Consider the following 26,516-nt stretch of genomic DNA (forward strand, 5'->3'; position numbering starts at 1 on the left):
AGAGATATAACGGCATTCTTTTAACAATATTATTGCATATTAATTAACCAAAACATCTCCTGTCATTGCATCTGGTATTTCCACTCCCATTACTTTAAGAATGGTAGGTGCCACATCTCCCAGTTTTCCGGGTTTTAAGTTCCAGGTTTGGTCTTTATCCATAACGATAAAAGGAACCAGATTTGTAGAATGCTGGGTATTAGGAGTTCCGTCCGGATTCATCATGACATCAGAGTTTCCATGGTCGGCAAGAATAAAAACAGCATATCCGTTTTCATAAGCAGCGGTAGCTACTTTTTCGATACACAGATCTACCACCTCAGCGGCTTTTACAGCTGCTTCAAAAACACCTGTATGCCCTACCATGTCTGTATTGGCAAAATTTAAACAAACAAAATCAGCTGTTCCCTGTTCCAGTTCCGGCACAATAGCATTGGTAATATCATATGCTGACATTTCCGGCTTCAGATCGTAAGTAGGAACATCTTTCGGGCTTGGGCACAATAATCTTCTTTCGCCTTTAAACTCTTCCTCTCTTCCTCCTGAAAAGAAGAAAGTAACGTGCGGATATTTCTCAGTTTCTGCGATTCTGATCTGGGTTCTTCCATTTTTCTCAAGAATTTCACCCATGGTTTCCGTTAATACGTTTTCATCAAAAACAACCTGTACATTCTGGAATGTTTTATCATAATTCGTTAATGTGATATAATAAAGATTTAGCTTTTTCATATCATATTCCGGGAAATCTTTCTGAGAAAGTACTTCTGTAATTTCTCTCCCTCTGTCTGTACGGAAGTTGAAACAGATCACCACATCATTATCAATGATTTTTGCCACCGGTACTACATTTCCTGTAGCAGTAGTGTTCATTAGAATGATTGGTTTCAGGAATTCATCGGTAATATTATTATCATAAGAAGCTTTAATAGCTGCCAATGCATCTGTTGCAGGCTCTCCTACTCCTTCTACAAGGGCATCATAAGCCAGTTTTACACGCTCCCATCTTTTATCTCTGTCCATGGCATAATATCTTCCTACCACTGTTGCCAGCTTTCCTGTAGTTGCTTCCATATGTTTTTGAAGCTCATCGATAAATCCAAATCCAGAGTGTGGATCACAGTCTCTACCATCGGTAAATGCATGAACAAAAACGTTCTCATTCAATCCAAATTCTTTTGCAGCAGTCAGTAATCCTTTTAAGTGATTGATATGTGAGTGTACTCCTCCATTGGAAACCAATCCGATAAAGTGTATTTTTTTATTTTCTCTTTTGGCATATTCAAAAGCATCCTGAATCACTTTTTCCTGACCCAGTGTTCCGTTTTCCACTGCCATATTCAGTTTCACCAGATTTTGGTATACTACTCTTCCGGCTCCCAGGTTCATGTGTCCTACTTCAGAATTCCCCATCTGTCCGGCAGGCAGACCAACAGCCAACCCACTTGCTTCAAGCGTAGTATGTGGAAATTTTTGGTAACAGCTGTCTATGAATGGAGTATTTGCTTTATCTATTGCAGAAACGTCAGGGTTTGTTCCCAATCCCCATCCGTCAAGAATGGCCAGTATTGCTTTTTTTGACATTTTGTAAAACTTTTGTAAGACAAATTTACCTAATTTCCTATGAATAGAAGAATTTGAAGACTTGAATTTTATGGACTGATGATGATAAGTCATCCAACCGTGTCATGGTTTTGAACCTTGACACGGTTTAAAAATTGAAATTTCGTTGATTATTTCCCTTCATTAATCGGTAAATCTTTTTAATTTTGCAGTATGGATTTACGAGATCAATTGAAGAATCTTTTTCCTGAGCATGAAGAGCAGGATTTTGAGATGCCTGAAGAGCAATTCAAGCAGAAAGAGCCTTTGGTATGCAAATTTGAGAAAAAAGGAAGAAATGGTAAGCCTGTAACAATTGTTGAAGGTTGGGAAGGCAATGAGGAAGACCTCAAAAAAATCTCAAAGAAAATAAAAACCACCCTGGGTATAGGCGGCTCTGAAAAGGATGGAACGATTATCATTCAAGGGGATAACCGTGATAAAATAATGAATATCCTTAAAGAAATGGGATATAAAACCAAACGTGTTGGCGGATAGATTTAGAAATAGATCTGGGTTTCCGGCAGTAAGGTTTTTAAGTTTTCAATTTTAGATTTTTCTATAGGATTTCCTGTAAGAATCAACGTTTTCAGGTTTTTAAGCTGTTTGATTTCTTCAGGAATATCTTTCAGATTGTTGTTGGCCAGATTCATACTGACGATATCTTTCAACCCTTTTACTTTGGGTGAAATTTCTGTGATATTATTTCCACTGACATTTAAGAATTCAAGATGTTTGGCTTTGAAAAGGTTCTCAGGAAGCCTGATAATAGCATTCTGCTGCAGTTCAAGATATTTTAAATCTTCAGGAAAAGACAAATTTCCAAGGTCATTGATCTGATTATCTGAAAGGTTCAGGAATTTCAGGTTTTTGATCTGCTTAAGTCTGTCTGCAATGAAGCTGATCTGATTCCCCTGCAGATTAATTTCTTCCAGGGTCGGAATTTCCATTAAGGCTTCCGGAAAGGTATTCAGATTGTTGGCATCAAAATGTACTACTTTTAGGTTCTGAAGTTGTGCAAGATTAGGATTAATGCTTGTCAGACTATTCAGATTCATTGAAAAAGTGGTTAGTTTCTTAAGATTGCTTACCTCATCGGGAATATATTTAATGCTGTTTTCATTCACATTTAAAATTTCCAGTCCTTTTAATTCAAAGAGTTCCTGATCCATTTTCTCAAGCTTATTGGCCATGATATTCAGAAAGAATAATGAATCCAGTTTCACGATCTGAGGGGGAAGGTTGAACAATCCCTTTTCTCTGAAACTCATACTGTACACGGCTTTTTTACTGCTTAAAGCATCTTCAATATTGGTAAAAGTAGGATATTTCACCGGATCAATCTGTGCTTTGATCTGAGAAAGTGATAATATGGAAATAAGTAAGAAAAGCTTTTTCATAAACATAAAAGAGCCTGCCAGCAACAGAAGTCACTGACAGACAAGAATTATAAATAATTTATTTCTTTAAAAGTTTAACTGTTTTCTGGAAACCTCCTTCAGCTTCAATATTTAAAACTAAAACACGAGATCCTTCCAACTGTTGTGTGAAGTCAAGGTCCAATACTTTGTTTGTACCGTTGAACTTCTTTGTATAAACGATTTTTCCGTCCATGCTATAAGCTGTTACAGAAATATCTTTCAATCCTTTTGCAGAATTGATTTTTACGATTCCTGAAGTTGGATTTGGAGCTACTGTTACTGTATTTTCTTCAATTTTACTATCAATAGTTCCTAAAGTTCCTTCAATTCCCAGGTTGCTTTTAAGGGCAATAACAATTGTTGCTGATTTTCCTTTATAATCAATTGTATTCCCTGTTGCATCCACATCTGTAGAAATGGTTGAATCCGGATGCTGAATAGAGAAGAAACCGAATTTGTGATCAGGGGTAAATGTAAGTCCTGTAGGCTCTGAACCTGCCGGCATGGAAGCAAACAGTCTTACTTTAGGGTTTGCCTGTGTATGATCCGGAGCAATTACCCAGATATAGTTTTTACCACCATCCTGAAGTACCCAAAGGTTTCCAAGTTCATCAAAAGTAAGGTTGTCATTTCCGTCTCCCCAAGCTTCAGATTTCATTCCCTGAGCAGTATTGAAAGAATATACAGAAGAACCTCCTCCTACAAATGTTTCCACCTGAGAAGCGGTAGTTCCGTTATCCTGTAAACGGTATACTCTGTCTAATCCTTTTGCAGTAAAATAGATTCTTCCATCCAAAGGGCTGATATCAACATCTTCCACTCCATTGAATTTTGTACCTCCCACAGTCAGAGCATTATTATTGGTATTATTCTGATCTGCTTTTGTTTTGTTCGGAACCTGAATCCATGTCGCTGTAGTTCCTACCGGATCTCCTGCAGTTGTTAATCCCTGATCCAGTTTCAACACATAAAGGTTTCCTGAGGAAAGATCATTTGGAGTATCCATTACATATTTGTATACCATGTGAGTTCCACCGTCTTCTCCATAATACGCTACAGTTCCTGCATTATTGATTACTACGTTTTCGTGGTTCATGATTCCCATCTGCCACAGTTTCCCTTTGGTACCGTCAGCATTTTTAGAAATAACCTGTGCTGTTGCAGGATCAATTTCTACTAACCAACCATAATCTTTGTATCCATCATTATTCACATCATTGGAAGTAACAGATTCTTCAGCCGTCACCACAGTTCCCCAAGGCGTAATTCCTCCTGAACAGTTTCTGATGGTTTGTACTAAACTCGGATCTGAGAAACTTACCGCTCTTGATTTTGTCAACTGCCAAAGTTTTGAAGTCGCGTTATAGTTAATTTCAGCCATAGTAACTCCTCCAGGATTAGTTTCATGGTTTACAGAAAGATATCCGTTGGTACTGCTTCCTGTTTTGGGAACATAAGCGGTAAAGTCGTTCTGACCACCTACCAGTCCGCCTCCTTCGGTATAGCTGTCTCCTTCTTTTAGAATAAGCTGATATTTGTGTTCAGCAGGAATGATCAGTTTATTGGTCTGTGCTGTAGGAACAATGGAAGTAAAACAGCTGATATGTGTTCCGTTACAAGTTACAGGAGTTGTTGTATTGGTTGTTGTTTTCAGGTAAGCATCAATTCTTAAATCTGAACTGGTTGTACTTCTGTTATGCAGCTCAATAGAAAATCTGTTGACCCCGTTCACAAATTTTGACTTTGGAATAGAGAAAATATTATAAACGCTCTCTGCTGCCCCATCAATAGTAGTACTGGAGAAAGTATTGAATGTTACAGCACCCGCAGGCATATTATCTCTTACCACTTCTTCTCCGTTAAGGTATACAATGATACCGTCATCCCTCATTACTCCAAGTTCCATAGTATCGGAAAGCGTTGAAAGATCTACCGTAAAATCCTTAGCAAAATAAGCGGTAGTAAGCCCTGAATTGATTGTCGTTGTTACAGGATCTCCGTATCCTAGCGGACCGTTTCCTACTGCCCATGTTGAAATATCATAGGTCTGTGCATTCCAACCGGCTGGCTGCGCCTGATTGTTATCTTTATAGCTCCATGACGCATTCTTGTTGAATACAAGAGTCTGTGCCTGAATACCAGAACTGGCCAGTATAGCCAAAGCTCCCACTGTTAGTAGTTTTTTCTTCATTTTTTATTTGATTTATTAGACCTTGCAAAACTATTTTTTTAGAACTTCTCCTCTGTTAATAGGATTTTAAATCTAAATCGCTAAATATTAACTTATCAAAAACCTAATGTTAAGGGGATTAATTTTTTGTTAAATAAGGCGGAAATTCTAGGGTTTGAGGGTGGGAGTATTTTAGTGTTGGAGTGTTGAAGTTGCGAGATTCGGGATACGCACCGAAAGTATAGGATAAAAATAGTTTAAAATCATATTGATGAATAAAAGTAATCCATCTCCAACTATCCATCATAAAGCTCGAATCACATTTGCCCCTAACTCGAAACCCGAATCCCAAATCTCTACCCTCTCACTCTAAAACCCTCCCACACTAAAACTCTCCAACTCCACTTACTTCGCTTTACTCACATCTGTAAGTGCATTCAGGAAGGCTATGATCTGTTTTTTTTCTGTTTCGGTAAGGTTTAATTTATCCGGGGCAAGGGTTTGGTTTTTCATTTTTAATCCTAATCCTTCTCCGCCTCCTTCGTTATAAAAATCAAGGACTTCTTCTAATGTGTTGAAAGCACCATTGTGAAAATAAGGTTTAGTAAGAGCAATATTTCTCACGGTTACTGTTTTGAAAGAGTAATCATAAATCCATGATTTTTCTTTTTTTACCGGGCTGTTTCCTCTTCCAAGATCCTGATCAAGCTCCACAGGAAGCTGGTTGATGGGCCTTGTGGGTATTCCCAGTACTTCAGATTCATTTTCATTAAAAAACGGAGGTACCAATCCTGAAAAATGGGGCGCAAAGTGACAGGTTGCACAGTTGGCTTTTCCCATAAACAGATTGAAACCTTTTTTCACATCATCAGAAACATCCTTTTCATTCCTCATGAAACGGTCAAAATCACTGTCAAATGAATATAATGAAGCTACATAAGAACTTAATGCTTTTGAAAAATTCTCTTTACTAATCTTTCCATCTTTGAAAGCTGCACGGAAAGCCTTTTTATATTCAGGTTTTGTTTTTAGTTTCTGAATAATATTTTCATAGCTCGTATTGAATTCCTGTTCATTATAAATAACGTGTTCTGCCTGCTGTTCAAGGTAAAAAGCACGAAGATCATAGAAAAACCTCTTGGCAAAAACAGCATTATATAAAGACGGAGAGTTTCTCAGAACCGTTTTCCCTTCCACATTGCTTTGTGATTTGGTGGTAAGGTCTGTAAAAGCATTTTCCTGAAGATGGCAGGTAGCACAACTCATCTTCCCGTTTCCACTTAAGTTCTGATCATAGAAAATAGATTTTCCAAGATTATGGAGTTCAGGATTATCTTCTGAAGATTTCAATAAAGTATAAAAATACGGATCTAAAAAATCACTGCTGAAAAAGTTCTTGTTTCCCACATTCCATCCTGAGAATTCTTTAAGATCATCAGGCCTTCCATCCCATTTTCCCAGCTCTTCATATAAAGGCTGTACATATTTTTTATAAAACTCGATCCTGTCGAAAGTTTCAAAATCTGTATTTTTTGAAAGGTAATGAATTGCTTCTGTTAAAATCTGATCAGCCTTCTGCGTATTATAATTTTTAAAATAAAGATCATCACTAATGTATTTCTGCATTCCGGAAAGAGCATGGCTTGTTTCTTCGGAAATATTCAGTGAACCCGGTGTATCAAAACCTGATACGCCAAGTGAATAGATCCTTATCAGTTCTATACGTAACGGTAATGTCTTATTATTCCCTTTACTCAGTCCATTTTTTAATGCACTTAAATAGAACCCTGAATAGCTGTTATACAAAAAAGTAGTAATGGTTTTAATCTTTTCCTTTTCATTTCCTGCTTCGTCAGAAAATATAAGTTCATCCAATACCTGCAATCCTTCAGGTGGAAGGGTGTATGATGATGTCCCTGCAGCTTCAATATGAAATAAAGGGGCTGCATTCAGATGGGTTTTCGTAAATTCAGGATAATGGTAGGCAACATAGAATTCTATTTCCTTGAATGAGTTTCTTGTACTGCTTAGTGATTTCTGTAATTCGGCCAGGGAAATACGGTCTTCGGAGAACTTATCGGCGTCTGATTTCAGCTGCTCAAGTTTGGTTTTAAAGTTGGACAATCCTTTATTGACAAATGTATTTTCGCTTTCTTTTCCTTTATAAACAGGATTAAAAGACATTACTGCAAATCCTATCAGAAGGACGATTACAAGCAGTGGATAAGATCTCATGAATTTTTAGCGGCAAAACTATTAATCTGATGTTATCTCAGTTTTAATAGCAGATTAAATAATGTTTATATTTCTGCTATTATATTTTTCACTAATTTTAAACCCCGAAATCAAATTCATTATTCTAAAGAAACGGTTCTTCGAAATACCGGTAAAAATAATGGCGGAAGATTATTGGGAGAGGATTTTTTAAACTAAATTCAACACATCAAAAAAACTAAATAGGAGTATGAAAACAAAACTATGGTTTGCTGTTATGGCAAGTTTCCTTTCGCTTACCGCATTTTCACAGAAAAAAAAGCAACCGGAAAAACAATCCGGAAAGCAGCAGGAAATGGCTGTATATGCAGAGAAAAGAGGTTCTGATTATTATTTAATCCGCCTGGAAAAGGATAAAAATATACCTAATGTTTATCTGTATTCCAACGGAGTTACCAAGCGCTATAAAGATTATACTGATCTGAAGGATATTGTGATGGAATTCCCGGGAATGATGACTTCCAACAATTCAACGAAGGAAGAACTGATTTCTATTCTTAAAAAAGATGATCACTTCTACGAAATCACTTCCCAGAGGAAAGATCCTAAAAACATTGAAAAAACTGTTGTTACCGTATACGAGGTAATGAACGGCCAGAAAAGGATTGTAGAAGAATACAATGACATCTACGAGGTTATGGCTTCTCCTTATAAAGAAGCGATTATGATTAATTAAAAAACTTAAAAAAAATATATACCTATTATGCTAAACAAACTTGCAGCCTCAGAACTTGTTCTGAATGAAGACGGAAGTGTATATCACCTGAATCTTTTACCCGAAGACATTGCTGACAAAATCATCCTTGTAGGAGATCCTGACAGAGTGGCAAAAGTTTCAAAATACTTTGATACCGTAGAGATCAAAAAAAATAAAAGAGAATTCTATACACATACAGGAACGCTTCGCGGGGAAAGAATCACAGTAATGTCTACCGGTATCGGAACAGAAAACATCGATATCGTAATGAACGAACTGGATGCCCTGGTGAACATCGATCTTAAAAATAAAGAATTTAAAACTGAGCATAAAGCTCTTGAGCTTTTCCGTATGGGAACTTGTGGAAGTGTAAACCCTGATGTACAGGTTGACAATATGCTGGTAACCCAGAATGTAGTAGGTTTAGACGGTCTGATGCATTTCTATCAGGACTACAACTTCGAAAATGAGTTTTCTAAAAGCTTTTTAGAAAAATTCCCTTACGAAAAAATCAAGCCTATGCTTTATTTCTCAGACTGGGAAGCAGAAATGGGTGACTATTACAAAGATGCCAAATACCATGGAAATACCGCAACTTTCCCGGGATTCTATGCACCACAGGGAAGACAGCTTCGTTTAAAAGCAGTGGATGATCAATTCCTGGAAACGTTAAATGATCTTGGAATCACCAATTTTGAGATGGAAACATCAGCAATCTATGCCCTTTCAAAATTATTAGGACATAAAGCCATTACCGTAAATAACGTTATTGCCAACAGAAGACGTGGAGAATTCTCTGCAGACCACCATGCTTCTGAAAAAAACCTTATTGAATGGGTATTGGAAAGAATTATTAAGTAATCAATTCTGTTTACGATAAAATAAAAACCTCCGGAAGCTTTTCCGGAGGTTTTTTATAGGTTTTGGCTAAAGCCTATGGAATTTGATTTATTCTGAAAACAGGATAAAACCCGTTCCTATTGAATTTATACTATTGAATTTTGTTCCTTTCACCATGAATGTAGCTCATCACTCACCTTGTCATTCCGTAGGAATTTAAATACAAAACTTTAAAAATAACGTAGAGATTCCTGCGGAATGACAAAGGTGTTAAAAGAAATTTCGTAAACAAAAATGGGTTAAAAACCGGTGGTCAATAATTACAAATGAAACGTTCTCGGATCCGGATACTGAAATACATAATCCAGCTCTGAAACCAGTTTTGAAGATAAGACCTTCTTACCTTTTACTTCGAAAACTTCTTCATCAGGTATATTTTTCTGTGCATTAATCACGTGGCTTTTTGCAGGATGAATCGGGGCAGTAACATTATAAAGTTTAGCTTCAGCTTTCTTTTCAATCATTTCCGAAATAATCCCACTGATATCAGCATAATGAATATGATTCACTGCATGATCAAGATTCCCTACATTATAGTTTTTTAAAAGTCTGTTGTCTCCCATCAGGCCTCCAAGCCTCAGAATATTAAGCTGCGGATATCTATTTCTCAGCATTCTTTCCCCTGATACTTTCTCCAAAGGAATATCTTTTTCTGTAAATTCTTTGGGAAGATCGGGATAAACCCCTGTGGAACTCATCAGGAACATCTGTCCTTTAAAATCTCCGATAAACGATGACAAATTCTGAATCCTGTTATATAGAGAACTTACACAACAGCTTTTTTCATTGACAGGAATGGTAATAATTAAAACATCAGCATTTTTAATCTCGGACCATTCATTATACGGTTCTGCCAGCTGATAGTCCGGGAAAGAAGCAAGTACAGCATGAATTCCTTTACTGTTGAGATCCTTTACTTTATTTTCTGTTGTAGTGGTTGCTGCTATATCGTATTTTCCGGATAAGGAAGAGGCTATTCTTTCTCCCAACCAGCCACAGCCTATAATTCCTATTTTCTTCATATGCCAGAAACAGATTGTATTGTTAATATATTATCTAAAGAAGCCATTAGTTGAGTCTTTACATCCTCACTCAGATTCATACACTGCTGAACAGCTTTGGGAATATGTTTCGCTTTTTCTTTAAGGTTTGTTCCATTTTCGGTAAGATTAATCAATACAACTCTTTCATCTTCTGCACTGCGGGTTCGGATGATCAATCCGTTTTTTTCCATACGTTTCAATAACGGCGTTAATGTTCCGTTATCCAGATGAAGATGTTCACCGATCTTTCCGATATTCATTCCGCCATGCTCCCATAAAACTGTCATCACAAGATACTGAGGATACGTTAATGAAATTTCATCCAGATAAGGCTTATATAAACCTGTAATATATCTGGAAACAGCATACGTTTTAAAGCATAAATGTTCTGATAAAGGGATCATCGTTTTTTTAGGAACAAATATAGTCTATTTATTTTGTGCACAATATTTTTGTTTAAAATATTTATTTTTTAATGAATTGGTAAAAATGAAATACCTGTCAGATTCAGGTTGTGGTTATTTTATTATTTTAGCCCAACTAAAAACAATAAACTAACCGTGAACATGAAAAACGATAATCAACCTGAAGACAATAAGCTTTCGGAACTCTCTATTGAAGAACTTACAAAAGAAGAAAAAAAACGTTCCGCTGCTCATATTTCCTTTTGTATTATTATGGGAATGTTGGTAGTAGCCTGCATCTATATGACAATTAAGAAAGGTTTCAATGGTATAACGCCGCTTCCACTGGCTTTTTTTCCACTCTATCTTATTATCAGGAAAAGCTGGCAAAATGCACGTAAGGAACTTCAGTCCCGTAAGTCTAGTTAAAATGGATAATCTATAAAAAAGGACTTCCAATCCGGAAGTCCTTTACACCATATCAACTATAATAAAAAACCTATTATTTAAAATTCATTGATCATCACATAAAAATGTCCGGAGTACAGGCTGTTGGCACTTCCCGAAATATTAGTGAGATTAATTGTAATACTGGAAGCAGAAGCCATTCTTGGATTCGAGATGGAAAATGAGGAATTTCCCGGAAAGTCTCCTGCCGGAGAAACTACCACCACAGCTCTTGTAGAACCGGGCTGATATCCTGCCGGAACAGGAATATCAATTGTTGTCGATTTTCCCGGAGGCAAATTATTGATGGATATTCCCGGCCATACTTCAAAACTGATCTGATTTTTCTGCACACTGCCCTTCTCGCCCAATTTAAACTGGCCGTTTACATCAAGTTTTGCGGAGACATTCGGAGTACCAGTACCAATACCTACATTTGCATTATTATTTCCAAGAATAACAGCATTGGCCTGTGAAGTAACCGCTCCATATCCTACTGCTGTGGAATATTGTCCCAACGCATTGGCTTCTGAGCCTAGAGCCGTTGAGTTTTGGCTATTTGTTACCGCATTATATCCTAAAGCCGTTTCGCTATTTGTATTTGTTTTCGCATTGTATCCTAATGCTATGGACTGAAATCCATCCGCTGAGGAGCTATTTCCTATAGCTACAGATTCATTACTGCTGGTCTGGGCATGAAATCCTATGGCTGTAGATCTGAATCCTGCTGCTGTAGTTTTATTTCCTACCGCTAAAGCTTCATTTCCGGAAACAACTGTTGCGCTTCCAATAGCTATTCCCATAAATGCAGAGCTCGCGCTTCCTATAGCAATCCCATTCTGTCCGGCATTTGATCCTATTCCAAAGCTTACAGAATTATCAACTCCCAGTTTTCCGGTTGTTAAGGCATTTACTTTAAAAATCAGGTCATCATATGTTTTTGTTCCTAAAGCCAGGGTTGTATTTGCTCCTCCATAATTTCCTACATTCGTACCTGTAAGGTTCCAGTTGGTTCCATCCTCTGTTTTAGTGGTATTCCCGCCGTTTGCTAAAATTTTATTCCATTTTGATTCGAACCAGTAATAGAAACCAATTTCTTTCAGAGTAGAGTTTCCATTGTTCCAAACAATAAGTCCGTCTGCCGGAGAAGGTACTGTAATATTATCTGTTGTAGTGGTAAGCGCAATACTTGGAAGGAGTACCCCTTTATTATTGGCGTTAATATGAAGCATCGCAGAAGGGTCCGGATTCGGTAAACCAATCCCAACCTGAGCAAATGTGAAAATACTTATAAAGAATAAGAGAAGTGTATATTGATGTTTATAGTCTTTTTGCATTACTTGCATTTTTTGCAGTTGCAAATATACAAATTTTCAACAAAATAACAATTATACTGAAAATATCATAATTAAAAACACAACAAAGTGAATAATACAAAACTTACTCACGAAACAATGAAAAATGTTTAATATCAATCATTTACCAAAAGTAACATCCATTAGACTTTGCAGATATCTCCCATTTTGTGTTTAATTCTTTACATTGTATAATTGACAATAAACTTCACTAAATTTTGAATAAAAGCTAACTAAATTTTTCTGGTAAAGCAGTTTTTTAAGTGATCATTGATCATTCCGGTAGCCTGCATATGGGCATAAATTACTGTAGAACCTACGAATTTAAAACCTCTCTTTTTAAGTTCTTTGGATATAAGATCCGAAATTTCTGTAGTGGCAGGAACAACAGATAATGTTTCGGGACTGTTGTCAATGGGTTTTCCATCTATAAAGCCCCAGATATATTTGGAGAAACTTCCAAATTCCTTCTGAACTTCTATAAATTTCTGAGCATTGGTGACAGCTGAAAGAATTTTAAGCCTGTTTCTGATAATTCCGGAATTATTCATCAATTCTTCAATCTTTTCGTCCGAATACGCTGCTACTTTTCTATAATCAAAATGATCAAAAGCTTTTCTGAAGTTTTCTCTTTTAGATAAAATAGTATACCAGCTCAGCCCGGCCTGAAAACTCTCCAGAATCAGAAACTCAAATATAGTCTCATCATCGTAAACAGGTCTTCCCCACTCTTCATCATGATACTTTCGGTAGAGATCATCTTTTTCACACCAGCCACAACGTATTTTTTCCATAGCTATCAATTTTTGCTAGTTAAAGTTACTACTGATTTTGAAAAAGACAACAAAAGATTATGAAAAGTTTAACAGAGAGGTTTAGTTTTAGGAATGGTTATTGTTTAATTACTGATACCAAACTAAAATTTATACTATTATGAACAATTCAGAGTACAACAAAGCGGAAAATGCAGTAAACAATGTAGAAAATTCTTTACAAAATGCAACGGACAAAGCCAAATGGAAAATCAATGAATTGGCAGACAAGGCTAAAGATTATATTAATGAGAAAAGGGATAATGATCAGGAAGCCAGCCAGGAAGACTGGCTAGATAGGGTAAAAGCTAATGTATCCGATGCTTGGGAGGATATCAAAGATAAAGCAGATGAAGCATGGGAAAAAACCAAAGATGCGGCAGAGGATGTAAAGGCAGAATGGAATAAGAAAACCAATTAGTATTTCAGTCATATAAATATTTTCAATAAAATGGAGTCTTAAATTGATAAGGCTCCATTTTTTATTATGCCATAAGCACAATTATTGTTACATTTGTATTATAATAAACATTAAAAAATTATGTCATACGGTTTACTTAAAGGCAAAAAGGGAATTATTTTTGGAGCCCTTAATGAACAATCTATCGCATGGAAAGTTGCTGAAAGATGTCATGAAGAAGGTGCTGAATTTATCTTATCCAATGCTCCTATTGCTTTGAGAATGGGGGAACTTAATGGTTTAGCAGAAAAAACAGGTTCTGAAGTAATAGGTGCTGATGCAACTTCTATAGAAGATCTTGAAAAACTTTTTGATGCCGCTGTTGCAAAATTTGGAAAAATCGACTTTATCCTTCATTCTATCGGAATGTCTATCAACGTAAGAAAAGGAAAACATTATACAGAAATGAACTACGACTGGTTGGAAAAAGGCTGGGATATTTCCGCTGTTTCTTTCCATAAAGTAATGCGTGTGGCTTGGGAAAAAGACTGTATGAATGAATGGGGAAGTATTTTGGCACTTACTTATATTGCTGCTCAAAGAACATTCCCGGACTATAATGATATGTCTGATAATAAAGCTTATCTGGAAAGTATTGCAAGAACTTTCGGAAACTATTGGGGTGAAAGAAAAGTACGTGTTAATACAGTTTCTCAGTCTCCTACCATGACAACTGCCGGTAGCGGAGTGAAAGGTTTCGGAGGATTCCTTGGATATGCAGAAGATATGTCTCCACTAGGAAATGCTACGGCTCTTGAATGTGCAGACTATTGTGTAACATTATTCTCTGATCTTACGAAGAAAGTAACGATGCAGAATCTTTTCCATGATGGTGGTTTCAGCAGTTCAGGGGTTACTCAGAAAGTAATCAGCAAGTATGATGCTGAATAATTCATCTAAAAAATAACGAGCTACAGTTTCGTTTACAATAAATAAAACCCATGAAAAGATTTCATGGGTTTTCTGTTTTTATCATCGTTCACAAATAAATCCGGCGGCCTCGAAGAGGCCGCCGGATTCGTCAAAAATAATATTAATATGAAATTATAAAATAACAGTCTGAATAGAATGCGCAGGTGCATTCAATTTTGCTGCTTTTCCTTCTATCCATAGATTGGTTTCGATATCATTGTCTGAGTCGTTCATAATAACGGTTACCAGCTGTCCGTTTTCGTTCATAAATGCAGAAGAGGTCAGGGCTGCTCTGTTGGAAGAACTTCCGATTCTCTGGGCATTCGGTTTGATATATTTTGAGACGTGTCCTATATAATAGTACTCATAGGTATAGAAAACTTCACCGGTTTTGGTGCCTGCAATAATCGGGGCAAAGCAGAAATTTCCTTTGTGATTAGGTCCGCCGGTTTCATCCAACAGAATATTCCAGTCGGTCCATAATGCATTTCCTTTGTTGAAATCATTCAGCATATTTTTGCTGTAGAGTTCTCCCAGGCTTACATCGTAGATTTTATCCATATTGAATTGTTCTTTGCATCCTTCAGTAAAGGCAAGGAATTTATCCGGGAAGGCTCTGTGGGTTTCCGCTAAATTGTCAAAAAGCTGGGTTTTATTGTTCCATGTTTCATACCAGTGATAACCGATACCATGTGCATATTTTGATGTTTCAGGATCGCTTAATGTGGTGGTTGCTCTTTGGTAGATAAGATCTCTGTTATGATCCCAGATCATTACTTTTTTATCTTTATATCCGTTTTTCCAAAGGGTTGGTCCGAGATTGTTTTTCAGAAATTCTCCTTCTTCTTCAGCGGTATAGATGCAAGATTCCCAGCTTTGGGTAGCCATAGGCTCGTTCTGAACGGTTAAACCCCAGATATTGATCCCTCTCTTTTCATATTCTTTAATGAATTTGATATAATAATCTGCCCACGTTTGATAGTACTGATTTTCCAATCTTCCCCCTTTATACAAACTTTTATTTGATTTCATCCAGGCTGGCGGGCTCCATGGGGAGAAATAAAACGTAAAATTATTTCCTATAGCCTTTTGAGCTTCTTTGATCATTGGAATTTTATATTTCTCATCGTGAGCAATATTAAAAGTCTTCAGAGAAGTATCATTATCCTCTACATAGGTATATGAATCACTGGAAAAGTCACAGGAATTCATATTGGTACGAACAACGGTATACCCCAATCCGTTTTTTCCAAAATAGGCATCAAGAATTTCCTTTTGCTTATTCTTTGGCATCTTATAAAAAGTTTCTGCTGAAGCATCTGTAATAGCACCTCCTATTCCTATCAGTTTCTGATATTTAAAATTGGGTGCCACAAAAATACAGGCATCCGTTTCTTTAGGCTGCCCGAACTGCTCAAATTTGACGGGTCCTTTATCCGCCATCTTCTCATTCGCTTTCGAGTTGGTAAGGATTACTTTAGCTGTTTTTCCTGCATTTTTATTCCAATAATTCTGAGCATTGACATTGATAACAACGCCCACTACAAAACAACTTACAATTAGTTTTCTCATGATTTTTTCTGTTTCCGGATCTATCTGATCCTCATTTTCATTATTTATTTTGATAGACTCTTACATAATCTATATAATACTTCTGTGGAAAGACAGCATCATCAATACCTTCTTTTCCACCCCAGAATCCTCCTACGGCAAGGTTTAAAATGATAAAGTAAGGTCTGTCAAAAGGCCATGCTTCATTATTTTTCTCTTTATTTTCATAGGTGAAAAATTTATGGTCATCGATATAAACCTCTATCTTTTCCGGTGTCCAGTCTGCTTTATAGACATGAAACTTTTCGCTGGCATCTTTTACAAACAGGGTATCAGTTTTTTGTGTTCCCTGGATATGATTATATTTTTTAGTATGCACAGAAGCATGGATATAGCCCTGGTTATACCCCACATGTTCCATGATATCCAGCTCACCATCATCCGGCCATTTCTTCATGTTCTCACTCATCATCCAGATTGCCGGCCAGGTTCCCCGACCTTTAGGAAGTTTCGCCCTGACTTCAATTGATCCATATTGGAAAGCAAATTTCCCTTTGGTTAAAAGCCTTGCAGAAGTGTATTTATTATTTCCCCAATTTTCTTTTTTAGCCTCAATGATGAGGTTTCCTTTTTCCATTCTGGCATTCTCAAGCCTGTTTTTGGTATAAAACTGTGCTTCTTCATTTCCGAAACCGCTTCCTCCGGTATCATAATTCCATTTTAATGAATCCGGAAGCCCTTTGCCATTAAATTCATCACTCCAAATCAATGTCCTGCGGGAATCAGGTTTGTGTGAGGCACAGTTGAGAACAGAAAGGAAGAAAGCTCCAGCTGCACAAATTCTGATAAGATTTTTAGCTTTGAGATTCATATATATCAGGTTTTAAGTTTTGGTTAAAGCCATTTTTGACGTTTTAATGAGCGGGTTAAAACCCGCTCCTATTGAATTGCATTTATTTCGTCCAGTTAATTCTTTTGGCCTGTACATGTTGAGAATTGGTTCCCACCATAATATCAAACGCTCCACCTTCCCAGTCAAAATTCAAATCGTCATCAAAGAATTTCAGATCTTCAGGTGTCAGTTTAAAATCTACTTTTTTGCTTTCTCCTTTTTTGATGAATACTTTCTGGAAGCCTTTCAGCTCTTTTACAGGTCTCACTACTTTTCCAAAAAGATCTCTGATATAAAGCTGTACAACTTCTTCCCCATCATATTTTCCCGTATTGGAAACAGTAACACTGATGTTCAGGGTCTGATTTCCTGTAAGGGCTGCAGAATTTAAAACGATATCAGAATAGGTAAAATCAGTATAGCTTAGGCCATATCCAAACGGATATTTCGGATCATTATCAAGGTCTATATAGGCTGAAACATAGTTTCTGTCCGTATTATTTTTGGCAGGTCTTCCCGTATTGTAATGATTGTAGTACACAGGAATCTGACCTTCTGTTCTCGGAAAACTCATAGGGAGTTTCCCACCAGGATTTACAGTACCAAACAGAACATCTGCAATAGAATTTCCAGCTTCTGTTCCCAGCCACCATGTGTACATAATGGCAGGAATATTGTCTGATGCCCAGTTGAAAATCAAAGGTCTTCCGGCATTAATCATCAGAATAATCGGCTTACCTGTTTTGGCAATTTCTTTCAGCAAATCTTCCTGAACTCCTGTAAATCCGATATTGCTTCTACTTTTCGCCTCTCCACTCATCGCGTGGCCTTCTCCCAATGTCATAATGACAACATCTGATTTTTTTGCCGTTTCTATTGCTTCTGCAAACTGACTTTTGTCCTGATCATCAACATTACAGCCTTTAGCATATAATAAAGTGGCATTTTTATCCAGTTGATTTTTAATTCCATCGAATTGTGAAACGATTCTTTGGTTATCATCTTTGAAAGCAATAGACCAGAAACCGTGGTTCGCTACAGTCTCTTTACCGAAAGGACCAATCAGAGCCACCGTTTTTACTGTTTTGGAAAGTGGAAGAATATTTCCCTGATTTTTAAGAAGAACAATACTTTTTGATCCGAATTCTCTTCCGAATTTTCTGTTATCCTGATTATCGGTCTGTTCTTTTTGTCTTTTCTCATTACTGAATCTGTAAGGATCATCGAAAAGTCCCATTTCGAATTTCTTTGTTAAAATTCGTCCTGTTGCGTCATCTACCAGTTTGGGATCTACTTTTCCTTCTTTCACCAGTTTTGGCAACTCTGCCATATAAACACGGCTTTCCATATCCATATCACTTCCGCCTTGTATAGCTCTTTCTGCCGCTTCGCTGGCATCTTTGGCATAACCGTGTGGAACCATTTCCCCAATACTTCCCCAGTCTGAAACCACAAAACCTTTATAATTCCATTTTCCTTTTAAAAGGTTTCTCTGGATATATTTATTAGCAGTAGCCGGAATTCCGTTAATATCATTGAAGGAATTCATGAAAGTAGCAACACCTGCTTCTGCCGCAGCTTTGAATGGTGGAAGATACGTTTCATTCAGCTGTCTGAGACTCATATCTACGGAATTATAATCTCTTCCGCCCACAGCTGCTCCATAGGCTGCAAAGTGTTTTGCACAGGCCATCACAGCATCAAGACTTCCCAAACCTCTGCCCTGGAATCCTTTGATTCTTGCCAGTCCGATTTTTGTTCCCAGATAGGTATCTTCTCCGGAACCTTCCATTACTCTTCCCCATCTCGGATCTCTGGCGATATCCACCATTGGAGCAAACGTCCAGTGAATACCGTAAGCGGCAGCTTCTGTAGCGGCTATTCTTTCTGATTTTTCTATCATCCCAAGATCCCAGCTTGCTGCCTGTCCCAGATTCACAGGGAATGTGGTACGATAACCATGAATAACATCCTGCCCGAACAATAAAGGAATTTTCAGTCTCGACTGCATCGCCAGTTTCTGAAATGCTCTGGTTTCTTCTGATCCTGCAACGTTCAGCATTGAACCTACTTTTCCTCTTTTTATTTCTTCCAAAACAGCAGCTGAATTGGAATGCTGAGGCCCTGTAGCGTATTCAAACCCGCTGTACTGAACCATTTGCCCTACTTTTTCTTCCAGGGTCATTTTAGACAGCAGCTCTGCTACTTTCTGATCAGTTGTCATTTGTCCGTAGGCATTCAGTCCAAAAGCAGAAAATGCCAGTAAGAAATACACTCTTTTCATAGTATCAAATTAAAAAATATAAGTTGCTGTAGAACGTCCAGAAATTGTTACAGCAGCGGTTTTACCGGCAAATTTAATATTAAAATTTTCATCTGCTTCATTATCGTTCTGCACAATTAACACTATTTTCCCAAATTGAGTCTTAAAAGCAACAGTAGACAATTTATCAGTCTGTGTAGAAGTGATACGCTGAGATCCGGCAGGAACAAATTTTGAAGCGTGGGCTATAATATAATAGGCAACATTTCTTGTAAAATTTTCACTGTCAGAAACAGTAATTGCTCCTTTACATTCCGTGCATCCACCTTCTGTATGGGGAGCAAATTTCGGATCGTTGGCAAGGTTCCATTCCAGCGCAATTTTACTCCAGTTTCTCATCGAGCCGATGATTACATTTTTCGAATGCCAGTTCAGGTCTTCAGTAAAGGTTCCTTTTGAGCCTGTCCATTGTTCGGTAAAGTATAGATTTTTGTCTGGAAAAGCATTATGTACGGTACTTAGAGCAGAAATATCTCCTTCGTACAAATGAAAAGCAGATCCGTCTATATATTTATTTGCTTCAGAATCTTTTAAAATATCAATAGCATATTCAGGTTTATTGCAATTGTGATCGTATACAACAATTTTAGTAGTAATTCCATTGGTTTTAAAAGCTGGCCCCAGATGATTTTTGATAAAATTCCCCTGCTGCTCAGACGGCATATACAGACTAGGATTATTTCCCGGATGGAGTGGTTCATTCTGAGGCGTTACAGCATCAATGGTGATGCCTTCTTTTTTCATTCCCTGAATGTATTTTACAAAATATTGCGCATATGTTCCGTAGAATTCAGGTTTCAGACTTCCTCCTTTTGATTTGCCGTTGTCTTTCATCCAAACCGGAGCAGACCACGGGGCAGCAATGATTTTAATGGAAGGATTGATCATCAGAATCTCTTTCAACATAGCAATTAACGCTTTATCTTTTGCAAGACTGAAATTTGAAAGAGAAGAATCAGTCTGTCCTTCAGGCAGATCATCGTAAGAAAAAACTTCACCATCAAGATCTGAAGCGCCTATACTCAATCTTAAATAGCTGATGGAAATTGAATTTTTGTCATTCCCGAAAAGTTCGTGAAGCAATGCTTTTCTTTTGGCAGATGACAATCGGTTGATTACCTCAACACTTCCTCCTGTTAATGTATATCCAAAGCCATCAACATATTGAAACTTTTGAGAATCATCAATTTCAATATTCTGAAAACTGTTGGTATTATTTACAAATTTAACCGGAGTCTGCTGCTGTAATTTTACGCTTTCATCACCTTTTGTCAGCCAGTACTGTACTTCATTTCCTTTATGGGATGTAATTGATGTACAGGATAAAGGAAAAAGGGCCACACCACTAAGTAGTGCGGCACCTCTAAAGAAACTATATAAGTTGTGAAACTTCATGTGTTAGTATCCAGGATTTTGTTTTAAAGCTGTATTCGGCAATTCATTGAAAGGAATTGGAAGAATTTCATTTTTATTGGCTTTAAATCCTTTGAAGGCAAGCTTAGAAGGAGCATCACCCCATCTGACAAGGTCAAACCATCTGTGTCCTTCTCCTGCAAGCTCTCTTCTTCTTTCATCTTTAACAGCCTGTAAAGAAACAGGAACTGATGATAAGCCAACTCTTGCTCTTACTGCATCTAACAAAGCCTGAGCTCTTGCTCCTGAAGCTCCTAAAGCTTCAGCTTCCATCAGATAAGTATCTGCTAATCTTATTGCAATATAATTCTGTCTGAAGTTAAGCTCGGGAGGCCCTGGAAGTGATGTTTTTAAAGCATTGGTAGGTAAATATTTATTAAGAAAATATCCAGTATCTGCAAAAGCAGGAGCATAAGTAACCTTACCTTCTGTCACCAATTTTTTTGCATTGAAAACGGTAACGTCCAGTCTTGGATCTCCCTGCATAAAATTGACATAATTCTCTGTCACAGTATTAAATGCCCAACCGGAATAAATATCCGGAGCATTATTATTTGGAATATTTTTTAATGAATAAGAACGAGGTCCTACCATCACATTGATAGAGTTTCCTTCGTCTTTTCCCTGCCCCCAGAATCCCCAGTCAGAGCTTCCTTTATTGGTATGCATTACTTCAAGGATAGATTCTGATAAGAATTTATATTTATTTGGATCCTGGTCAGTTTCCAAGGCAACTTTAAATAAATCAGCATAATTTGCCACAAGTTTGTAGCCATACTGGCTGGTTCCTCCTGGCGTACCATTTACTTCAGCAAATTGTGCGGCGGCCTGGGGCATTTTTTTATCATAAAGATAAATTTTACCTAATATAGCTCTGGCTGTTCCCTGCGTGATTCGCCCCTTATCACTGATACTCGGTGTCATCATAAGGTCTGGAATAGCAGCAACGATATCGCTTTCTATCTGTGTATAAACATCACTTGGCTTGGCCTGTGGAACGTTCCAATAATTATCATCAAACTTTATGGTATTAAGAATCAAAGGAATATTTCCAAACATTCTTAGTAATTCAAAATAATATAAAGAACGAAGAACTTTAGCTTCTGCAATATATCTTTTTTTAAGATCCTCATTCATATTTGCCCCGGGAACTCTTTCTATCAAAAGATTAGCACGGGCAACTCCCTGATAGTAATCCCTCCAATAGCTGGCTGGCATTGTATTGGGATTGATCATATAGTTGTTCATTCCCTGGATACCCGCTCCGTCATTGGAATTTCCCCCGCCGGAATAAAAATCATCAGACCCTGCATTAAAGAAAGTAACGGTATTTTCAAATCCAGCCGAATACTTTCTTAAAGGATCATATACGGAAATCAATGCACTGAAAGACTGCTGCTCATTCTGAAAATACAAATCTGTATTAAAAGATCCTGAATTCTTTACATCATCCAGATAGGAATCACTACAACCGATATTGGTAAAACTCAGACCTGTCAGCAACGCTACGGCAAGTCCTTTATATATTAAATTATTATTTTTCATTTTATTGGTCATTAAAATTGAATATTAGCTCCTATAAGGAATGTTCTGGCTTGTGGATAGTAAGCTCTGTCTACACCGATAATGTCCTGCTCAGAATTATTTCTGCCTGCAATTTCAGGGTCATATCCTGTATACTTTGTGAAAGTAAGCAGGTTTTCTCCCGTGATATACAGTCTTACTTTACTCATTCCAAAACGTTGGGTAACATCCTTTGGAATGGTATACCCTAACTGAACAATTTTCAGACGCACATAATCTCCTTTCTGAAGGTAGTAGTTAGACATCCATGAATAGTTGTGGTTAGAATCATTACGGGTAAGTCTTGGATTGTCATTGGTAGATCCTTCACCTGTCCATCTGTCCAAGATTCTTGTCTGGTAATTCGCATCAGGAATATCTAATCTTCTTAACCCCTGAAAAATCTTGTTACCAGCCTGTCCTTGTGCAAACATCATCAGATCAAAATTCTTATAGCTCATATTCACGGTAAGTCCAAAAGTATATTTTGGTATAGAGCTTCCTAAGTTTACTTTATCATTGTCATCAATTTTACCGTCTCCATTATTATCCTGCCAGATAAAGTCCCCAGGTTTTGCATCCGGTAATAATTTAACACCATTGGCATTTACGTAATTGTCAATTTGTGCCTGATTCTGGAAAACTCCACTATAGGTCTGACCATAAAATGATCCATAGGGCTGCCCTACTGCTACTCTGGATACCGCTCCCATGGTCTGGAAAGAAGCCAGGTTGAAGTATTCAATATCATCCTCTAGTCTAAGTACTTTGTTTTTTATGGTTGCAAAGTTACCGTTAACTGAAATGCTGAAATCATCCCAATTTTTCTTGTAGCCTAATTCAAGTTCAACACCTGAGTTTTCCATATCTCCTACATTTGCCCACGGTGAAACAGGAACTCCTACATAACCGGGAATATTAATTTGTCTGAGAATATCAGTAGTTTTCTTTTTGTACCAGTCTGCTGTTAAGGTAAAGTTGTTGAACAATTTCAAATCTGCAGCAATATTCAGCTGGCTGGTCTGTTCCCATTTCAGATTAGGGTTTTCCAGGGTACTTTTCGCATATCCAATGATAATATTATTACTGGAGTTGGTATAATTACTACCGGAAACCATGAAACTTGCAAATCTGAAGTTATCCATTTCGTCATTCCCTAACACTCCGTAACCTCCTCTTAATTTTAAGTTATTAACGACATTGTTCTCCGGCCAGAAGTTTTCTTTATGAACATTCCATCCCAGTGACATAGATGGGAAAGTTCCCCAGTGCTGATTGGTAGCAAATTTTGAAGAACCATCTCTACGGATCGTTCCTGTAAATAAATATTTATCTGCGTAATCATAAATGATTCTACCAAAATAAGATGCTTTACGGGTCTCGATACCGTCCCACCCTTTTGCTGTGATATTTTCCCTGGGAATATCAAAGTTGAAGGAAGCATCCTGCCAGTTATCAATAGGAAGATTACTGTAAGTCAAACTGGCACCTCCCGCAATGTTGTATCGGTAAACACCCTGCCCAACCATAATATTGATGTTGTGATCACCAAACTTATTCTGATAGGTCAATGTATTTTCCATGCTCCATTCGAACTTATTTTCATCCACCTTATTCAAACTGTTAAAACCGGTATTGTTAAAATTTGGACTTAAATAATATTTCGGTGTAAAGGAGCGGCTTCCCCAATAGGATTTCTTACCATTTAAACTTGTTTTGAATGTAAAATGATCAAGAAACTTGAGTTCTGCAAAAACATTCCCCACAAAATCATCAGACCAGTTATAATTGCCTTGTTGTATGTGACGGAAAGCCTGTGGATTGGTCATCTCGTTATTTACATATGGGGAAATTCCGTAAGGACGTCCCTCAGAATCCCGGATGATATAAGGATTGCTATAACCGTTCGAATCTACCATTGACCAATCTGTCACGACAACCGGAGTGATAGGATCCAGGTTAACTGCTGAAGCCAACGGTCCTCCAAATTCTTCATTCGCGCTTATCCCCTGAGACTTCACATGGGTATAAGCAAAGGTTTGACCTATCGTCAGGTAGTCTGTAACTTTATGGGTTGAATTAAATCTGGCATTGATTCTCTTATAATTGGAAATATCACTCATTACAATACCCGACTGATCAAAATATCCGAATGATGTATAGTAGGTTGATTTTTCATTACCTCCCGTAATGCTTACTTCATGAGACGATTTCTCCCCTGTTCCGAAAATAGCATCCTGCCAGTTGGTTCCTTTTCCAAATGATTCAGGATTAGTAAATCTGGGAGCTTGTCCATCATTGACAAAACCTTCATTGATAATTTTTGCATATTGTGTGGCATCTAAGAGATCCAGTTTTTTAGAAGCATTGGAAAAACCATAGAATCCATTATACGAAAGAGTCAGTTTTCCTTTTTTACCTTTTTTAGTAGTAACCAATATTACTCCTTTTGCAGCAGAAACTCCGTAGATTGCAGATGAAGCTCCATCTTTTAAAACTTCTATACTTTCTATATCCGATTGGTTAAGCCATCCGATATTATCTACAACAATACCGTCTACCACCCACAAAGGACTGTTACTTCCCGCTCCAAAACTGGTAATACCTCTTACACGCACGGTGGCAGCAGCTCCAGGTTGTCCTGAATTCGTAACAACAGAAACACCGGCTGCTCTTCCCTGTAAAACCTGTTCCGGCTTACCAGATGGAATGTTTTCTATGTCACTGGCTTTAATACTCGCTATAGCTCCTGTTACATTACTCTTTTTCTGAGTACCGTACCCAATGACTACCACTTCGTCTATTTTGTTTTCTTTCGCAAGTGTGTCCTTCGCCTTGCTGGTCTGGGCACTGAAGTTGGCCGTAAAATAGAGGACGGCAACCACTCCTACGCTTCTTGATATTCTTACATTCATATACAGTTATTGTTTAATTCTCAAATTGAGACAATAAAAATATATTTTTTTTTAATTAATTAACATTCTATTCATAAATATTTTAATTTTTCTTTTATTTTTCAGGGTTAGAAGCCCTATCTTCGCATCAATATTTCATAAAATTTCATAAAAAATTAATAAAGTTATCTCCCAAAATGATCGTCAAGCCATCCAAAATTTCTCTTCCACTAAAACTTACCTTTCTCATTTTTTCAATGGTTTTAAACTGTATGGGATTGGTGATTCTGCAGTTGTCAGAAGAGAAAATTACCTATGGGGAACTGGGGCTTTTAGAATCTTTTAAAGATTTACCCATTGCTTTTATTTCGCTTTTTGCCGTGAGCTTTATCAATAAAACCGGACCTAAAAAAGCATTGATTCTGGCCCTGGCTATTGTTGGATTCTGTTCCTGCCTTCTTCCTTTTGTAAAAGTTTTCTGGTTTTATAAATTGTGGTTTGCTATTATAGGAGCCTGTTTCGCTATTGGCAAGATCTGTGTTTTCGGAATTATCAGGAATAATATTTCGGATGAAAAATCTCTGGCAAAGACCATGAATAATGTAGAAGCCTCTTTTATGATCGGAATTTTCGTAGTAAATACGGGTTTTGGATGGGTGATTTCCAGTCAGTATTCGGAATTCTGGAAGTTTGGTTTCTTGCTGATTGCTTTATTATCTGTATTGACTATTTTTCTGCTTTCGAAGATAGAAATAGTAGAGTCCAGGCCTATGGAAAGCAAAAGTATTCTCTCAGAACTGTCAGGGTTTACCACCCCTACAGTAGCTTTGTTTTTAGGAGTAGTCTTTTTTATCGTCTTCGTAGAGCAAGGATTCAATTCATGGCTTCCTTCTTTTTATAAAAACCACCTGAAAGTCAATTCATTTTTTGCGCTTCAGGCCACTTCTTTTCTATCCATTTTTTCATATACCGGGCGAACGGTTACTGCCAATATTATCAAAAGGTTTTCATTACCCAGATATTATATTACTTGTATGACTCTTATTGTCACCTTACTGGTCATTATACTGGGGATACAATATTTTGATTCTGAAGATTCCAGATTCTTACTTTTTTTATTTCCGGTTATTGGATTATTCCTTTCACCCCTCTATCCTGTGATCAACTCAAGAATGATTGCACAGGTGGATAAAGATAAAATTAATCTTTTCACCTCTCTTATTGTTATTTTTTCTTCTCTGGGTAGCTCTGTAAGCTCTATTATTATGGCTGTTTTGTTTGAAAAGCAATTGTTGAATTATTATCCATTATACATCTTATCTTCTGTAATTCTGCTTTTTGTGATTAGTTTTATATATTTTACTGTCACAAATAGAAAATAGTTTT

Annotated in this window: 21 protein-coding genes; 7 read left to right on the plus strand and 14 right to left on the minus strand. The window is 37.2% G+C overall.

Going from position 1 to position 26,516, the window contains the following annotated elements:
- Positions 1-39: 39 nt before the first annotated feature.
- Positions 40-1,581: a 2,3-bisphosphoglycerate-independent phosphoglycerate mutase gene (gpmI, locus tag ODR02_RS09870; protein WP_309512321.1), complete on the minus strand. Its 1,542-nt coding sequence runs from the start codon at positions 1,579-1,581 to the stop codon at positions 40-42.
- Positions 1,582-1,773: 192 nt separating this feature from the next.
- Between gpmI and ODR02_RS09875 the strand changes: the two genes are divergently transcribed.
- Positions 1,774-2,097 carry a translation initiation factor gene (locus ODR02_RS09875; RefSeq protein ID WP_309512322.1) on the plus strand — a complete coding sequence of 108 codons (324 nt, stop codon included), beginning with the start codon at positions 1,774-1,776 and terminating at the stop codon, positions 2,095-2,097.
- 2 nt (positions 2,098-2,099) lie between these two features.
- Here ODR02_RS09875 and ODR02_RS09880 read toward each other — a convergent pair whose 3' ends face one another.
- From ODR02_RS09880 to ODR02_RS09890, 3 genes are all read right to left on the minus strand, one after another.
- Entirely contained in the window at positions 2,100-2,999 is a 900-nt protein-coding gene (locus tag ODR02_RS09880; protein ID WP_309512323.1) for a leucine-rich repeat domain-containing protein, read from the minus strand.
- A 58-nt stretch (positions 3,000-3,057) separates the two neighbouring features.
- Complete coding sequence (locus ODR02_RS09885) at positions 3,058-5,211, minus strand: alkaline phosphatase PhoX (protein ID WP_309512324.1); 2,154 nt, start codon at positions 5,209-5,211, stop codon at positions 3,058-3,060.
- 384 nt (positions 5,212-5,595) lie between these two features.
- On the minus strand, positions 5,596-7,425 hold the full coding sequence (locus ODR02_RS09890; RefSeq protein ID WP_209784767.1) for a cytochrome-c peroxidase: 1,830 nt from the start codon (positions 7,423-7,425) through the stop codon (positions 5,596-5,598).
- Positions 7,426-7,654: 229 nt separating this feature from the next.
- Here ODR02_RS09890 and ODR02_RS09895 point away from each other — a divergent pair, with 229 nt between their 5' ends.
- Positions 7,655-8,140, plus strand: coding sequence for a hypothetical protein (locus tag ODR02_RS09895; protein ID WP_209784768.1), 486 nt, complete (start codon positions 7,655-7,657; stop codon positions 8,138-8,140).
- Between the two features lie 27 nt (positions 8,141-8,167).
- Positions 8,168-9,022, plus strand: a complete 855-nt coding sequence (locus tag ODR02_RS09900; RefSeq protein ID WP_209784769.1) for a nucleoside phosphorylase — start codon at positions 8,168-8,170, stop codon at positions 9,020-9,022.
- A 299-nt stretch (positions 9,023-9,321) separates the two neighbouring features.
- Here ODR02_RS09900 and ODR02_RS09905 read toward each other — a convergent pair whose 3' ends face one another.
- A complete protein-coding gene (locus ODR02_RS09905) occupies positions 9,322-10,083 on the minus strand; it encodes an NAD-binding protein (RefSeq protein ID WP_209784770.1) in 762 nt (253 codons plus the stop codon).
- Positions 10,080-10,508, minus strand: a complete 429-nt coding sequence (locus ODR02_RS09910) for a MarR family winged helix-turn-helix transcriptional regulator (protein ID WP_209784771.1) — start codon at positions 10,506-10,508, stop codon at positions 10,080-10,082. Before ODR02_RS09910 ends, ODR02_RS09905 begins: the two co-directional genes overlap by 4 nt.
- A gap of 162 nt (positions 10,509-10,670) precedes the next feature.
- Between ODR02_RS09910 and ODR02_RS09915 the strand changes: the two genes are divergently transcribed.
- Positions 10,671-10,937, plus strand: a complete 267-nt coding sequence (locus ODR02_RS09915) for a hypothetical protein (RefSeq protein ID WP_209784772.1) — start codon at positions 10,671-10,673, stop codon at positions 10,935-10,937.
- Between the two features lie 77 nt (positions 10,938-11,014).
- Here the strand turns inward: ODR02_RS09915 and ODR02_RS09920 are convergent, their stop codons facing one another.
- Complete coding sequence (locus ODR02_RS09920; RefSeq protein ID WP_209784773.1) at positions 11,015-12,292, minus strand: hypothetical protein; 1,278 nt, start codon at positions 12,290-12,292, stop codon at positions 11,015-11,017.
- Positions 12,293-12,543: 251 nt separating this feature from the next.
- Positions 12,544-13,104 (minus strand): DNA-3-methyladenine glycosylase I, encoded by a 561-nt coding sequence (locus ODR02_RS09925; protein ID WP_209784774.1) that lies wholly within the window; start codon positions 13,102-13,104, stop codon positions 12,544-12,546.
- A 139-nt stretch (positions 13,105-13,243) separates the two neighbouring features.
- Here ODR02_RS09925 and ODR02_RS09930 point away from each other — a divergent pair, with 139 nt between their 5' ends.
- Together ODR02_RS09930 and ODR02_RS09935 are read left to right on the plus strand one after the other, a co-directional pair.
- Positions 13,244-13,543 carry a hypothetical protein gene (locus ODR02_RS09930; protein WP_047384507.1) on the plus strand — a complete coding sequence of 100 codons (300 nt, stop codon included), beginning with the start codon at positions 13,244-13,246 and terminating at the stop codon, positions 13,541-13,543.
- A 120-nt stretch (positions 13,544-13,663) separates the two neighbouring features.
- On the plus strand, positions 13,664-14,473 hold the full coding sequence (locus ODR02_RS09935) for an enoyl-ACP reductase FabI (protein WP_034697597.1): 810 nt from the start codon (positions 13,664-13,666) through the stop codon (positions 14,471-14,473).
- Between the two features lie 153 nt (positions 14,474-14,626).
- Here ODR02_RS09935 and ODR02_RS09940 read toward each other — a convergent pair whose 3' ends face one another.
- From ODR02_RS09940 to ODR02_RS09965, 6 genes are all read right to left on the minus strand, one after another.
- Positions 14,627-16,066 carry a glycoside hydrolase family 30 protein gene (locus tag ODR02_RS09940; RefSeq protein WP_309512325.1) on the minus strand — a complete coding sequence of 480 codons (1,440 nt, stop codon included), beginning with the start codon at positions 16,064-16,066 and terminating at the stop codon, positions 14,627-14,629.
- Between the two features lie 40 nt (positions 16,067-16,106).
- A complete protein-coding gene (locus tag ODR02_RS09945; RefSeq protein ID WP_309512326.1) occupies positions 16,107-16,916 on the minus strand; it encodes a glycoside hydrolase family 16 protein in 810 nt (269 codons plus the stop codon).
- An 82-nt stretch (positions 16,917-16,998) separates the two neighbouring features.
- Positions 16,999-19,221: a beta-glucosidase BglX gene (bglX, locus tag ODR02_RS09950; RefSeq protein ID WP_309512327.1), complete on the minus strand. Its 2,223-nt coding sequence runs from the start codon at positions 19,219-19,221 to the stop codon at positions 16,999-17,001.
- A 9-nt stretch (positions 19,222-19,230) separates the two neighbouring features.
- Entirely contained in the window at positions 19,231-20,655 is a 1,425-nt protein-coding gene (locus ODR02_RS09955) for a glycoside hydrolase family 30 protein (RefSeq protein WP_309512328.1), read from the minus strand.
- A gap of 3 nt (positions 20,656-20,658) precedes the next feature.
- The gene (locus tag ODR02_RS09960) at positions 20,659-22,218 is read right to left on the minus strand and encodes a RagB/SusD family nutrient uptake outer membrane protein (RefSeq protein ID WP_209784779.1); all 1,560 of its coding nucleotides are present in this window, start codon (positions 22,216-22,218) and stop codon (positions 20,659-20,661) included.
- Positions 22,219-22,229: 11 nt separating this feature from the next.
- Positions 22,230-25,151, minus strand: coding sequence for a SusC/RagA family TonB-linked outer membrane protein (locus ODR02_RS09965; RefSeq protein ID WP_309512329.1), 2,922 nt, complete (start codon positions 25,149-25,151; stop codon positions 22,230-22,232).
- Between the two features lie 176 nt (positions 25,152-25,327).
- On the opposite strand from ODR02_RS09965, the gene ODR02_RS09970 reads away from it, so the two are divergent.
- Positions 25,328-26,512: an MFS transporter gene (locus ODR02_RS09970; RefSeq protein ID WP_309512330.1), complete on the plus strand. Its 1,185-nt coding sequence runs from the start codon at positions 25,328-25,330 to the stop codon at positions 26,510-26,512.
- Positions 26,513-26,516: the final 4 nt, after the last annotated feature.

The sequence above is a fragment of the Chryseobacterium sp. CFS2 genome (genome assembly GCF_036543225.1).
GTDB classification, from domain to species: domain Bacteria; phylum Bacteroidota; class Bacteroidia; order Flavobacteriales; family Weeksellaceae; genus Chryseobacterium; species Chryseobacterium culicis_A.

Bases quoted from the DNA above. Each gene is read 5' to 3' on its own strand.
- gpmI (WP_309512321.1), bottom strand. From the start codon at position 1,581: ATGTCAAAAAAAGCAATACTGGCCATTCTTGACGGATGGGGATTGGGA.
- ODR02_RS09875 (WP_309512322.1), top strand. From the start codon at position 1,774: ATGGATTTACGAGATCAATTGAAGAATCTTTTTCCTGAGCATGAAGAG.
- ODR02_RS09880 (WP_309512323.1), bottom strand. From the start codon at position 2,999: ATGAAAAAGCTTTTCTTACTTATTTCCATATTATCACTTTCTCAGATC.
- ODR02_RS09885 (WP_309512324.1), bottom strand. From the start codon at position 5,211: ATGAAGAAAAAACTACTAACAGTGGGAGCTTTGGCTATACTGGCCAGT.
- ODR02_RS09890 (WP_209784767.1), bottom strand. From the start codon at position 7,425: ATGAGATCTTATCCACTGCTTGTAATCGTCCTTCTGATAGGATTTGCA.
- ODR02_RS09895 (WP_209784768.1), top strand. From the start codon at position 7,655: ATGAAAACAAAACTATGGTTTGCTGTTATGGCAAGTTTCCTTTCGCTT.
- ODR02_RS09900 (WP_209784769.1), top strand. From the start codon at position 8,168: ATGCTAAACAAACTTGCAGCCTCAGAACTTGTTCTGAATGAAGACGGA.
- ODR02_RS09905 (WP_209784770.1), bottom strand. From the start codon at position 10,083: ATGAAGAAAATAGGAATTATAGGCTGTGGCTGGTTGGGAGAAAGAATA.
- ODR02_RS09910 (WP_209784771.1), bottom strand. From the start codon at position 10,508: ATGATCCCTTTATCAGAACATTTATGCTTTAAAACGTATGCTGTTTCC.
- ODR02_RS09915 (WP_209784772.1), top strand. From the start codon at position 10,671: ATGAAAAACGATAATCAACCTGAAGACAATAAGCTTTCGGAACTCTCT.
- ODR02_RS09920 (WP_209784773.1), bottom strand. From the start codon at position 12,292: ATGCAAAAAGACTATAAACATCAATATACACTTCTCTTATTCTTTATA.
- ODR02_RS09925 (WP_209784774.1), bottom strand. From the start codon at position 13,104: ATGGAAAAAATACGTTGTGGCTGGTGTGAAAAAGATGATCTCTACCGA.
- ODR02_RS09930 (WP_047384507.1), top strand. From the start codon at position 13,244: ATGAACAATTCAGAGTACAACAAAGCGGAAAATGCAGTAAACAATGTA.
- ODR02_RS09935 (WP_034697597.1), top strand. From the start codon at position 13,664: ATGTCATACGGTTTACTTAAAGGCAAAAAGGGAATTATTTTTGGAGCC.
- ODR02_RS09940 (WP_309512325.1), bottom strand. From the start codon at position 16,066: ATGAGAAAACTAATTGTAAGTTGTTTTGTAGTGGGCGTTGTTATCAAT.
- ODR02_RS09945 (WP_309512326.1), bottom strand. From the start codon at position 16,916: ATGAATCTCAAAGCTAAAAATCTTATCAGAATTTGTGCAGCTGGAGCT.
- bglX (WP_309512327.1), bottom strand. From the start codon at position 19,221: ATGAAAAGAGTGTATTTCTTACTGGCATTTTCTGCTTTTGGACTGAAT.
- ODR02_RS09955 (WP_309512328.1), bottom strand. From the start codon at position 20,655: ATGAAGTTTCACAACTTATATAGTTTCTTTAGAGGTGCCGCACTACTT.
- ODR02_RS09960 (WP_209784779.1), bottom strand. From the start codon at position 22,218: ATGAAAAATAATAATTTAATATATAAAGGACTTGCCGTAGCGTTGCTG.
- ODR02_RS09965 (WP_309512329.1), bottom strand. From the start codon at position 25,151: ATGAATGTAAGAATATCAAGAAGCGTAGGAGTGGTTGCCGTCCTCTAT.
- ODR02_RS09970 (WP_309512330.1), top strand. From the start codon at position 25,328: ATGATCGTCAAGCCATCCAAAATTTCTCTTCCACTAAAACTTACCTTT.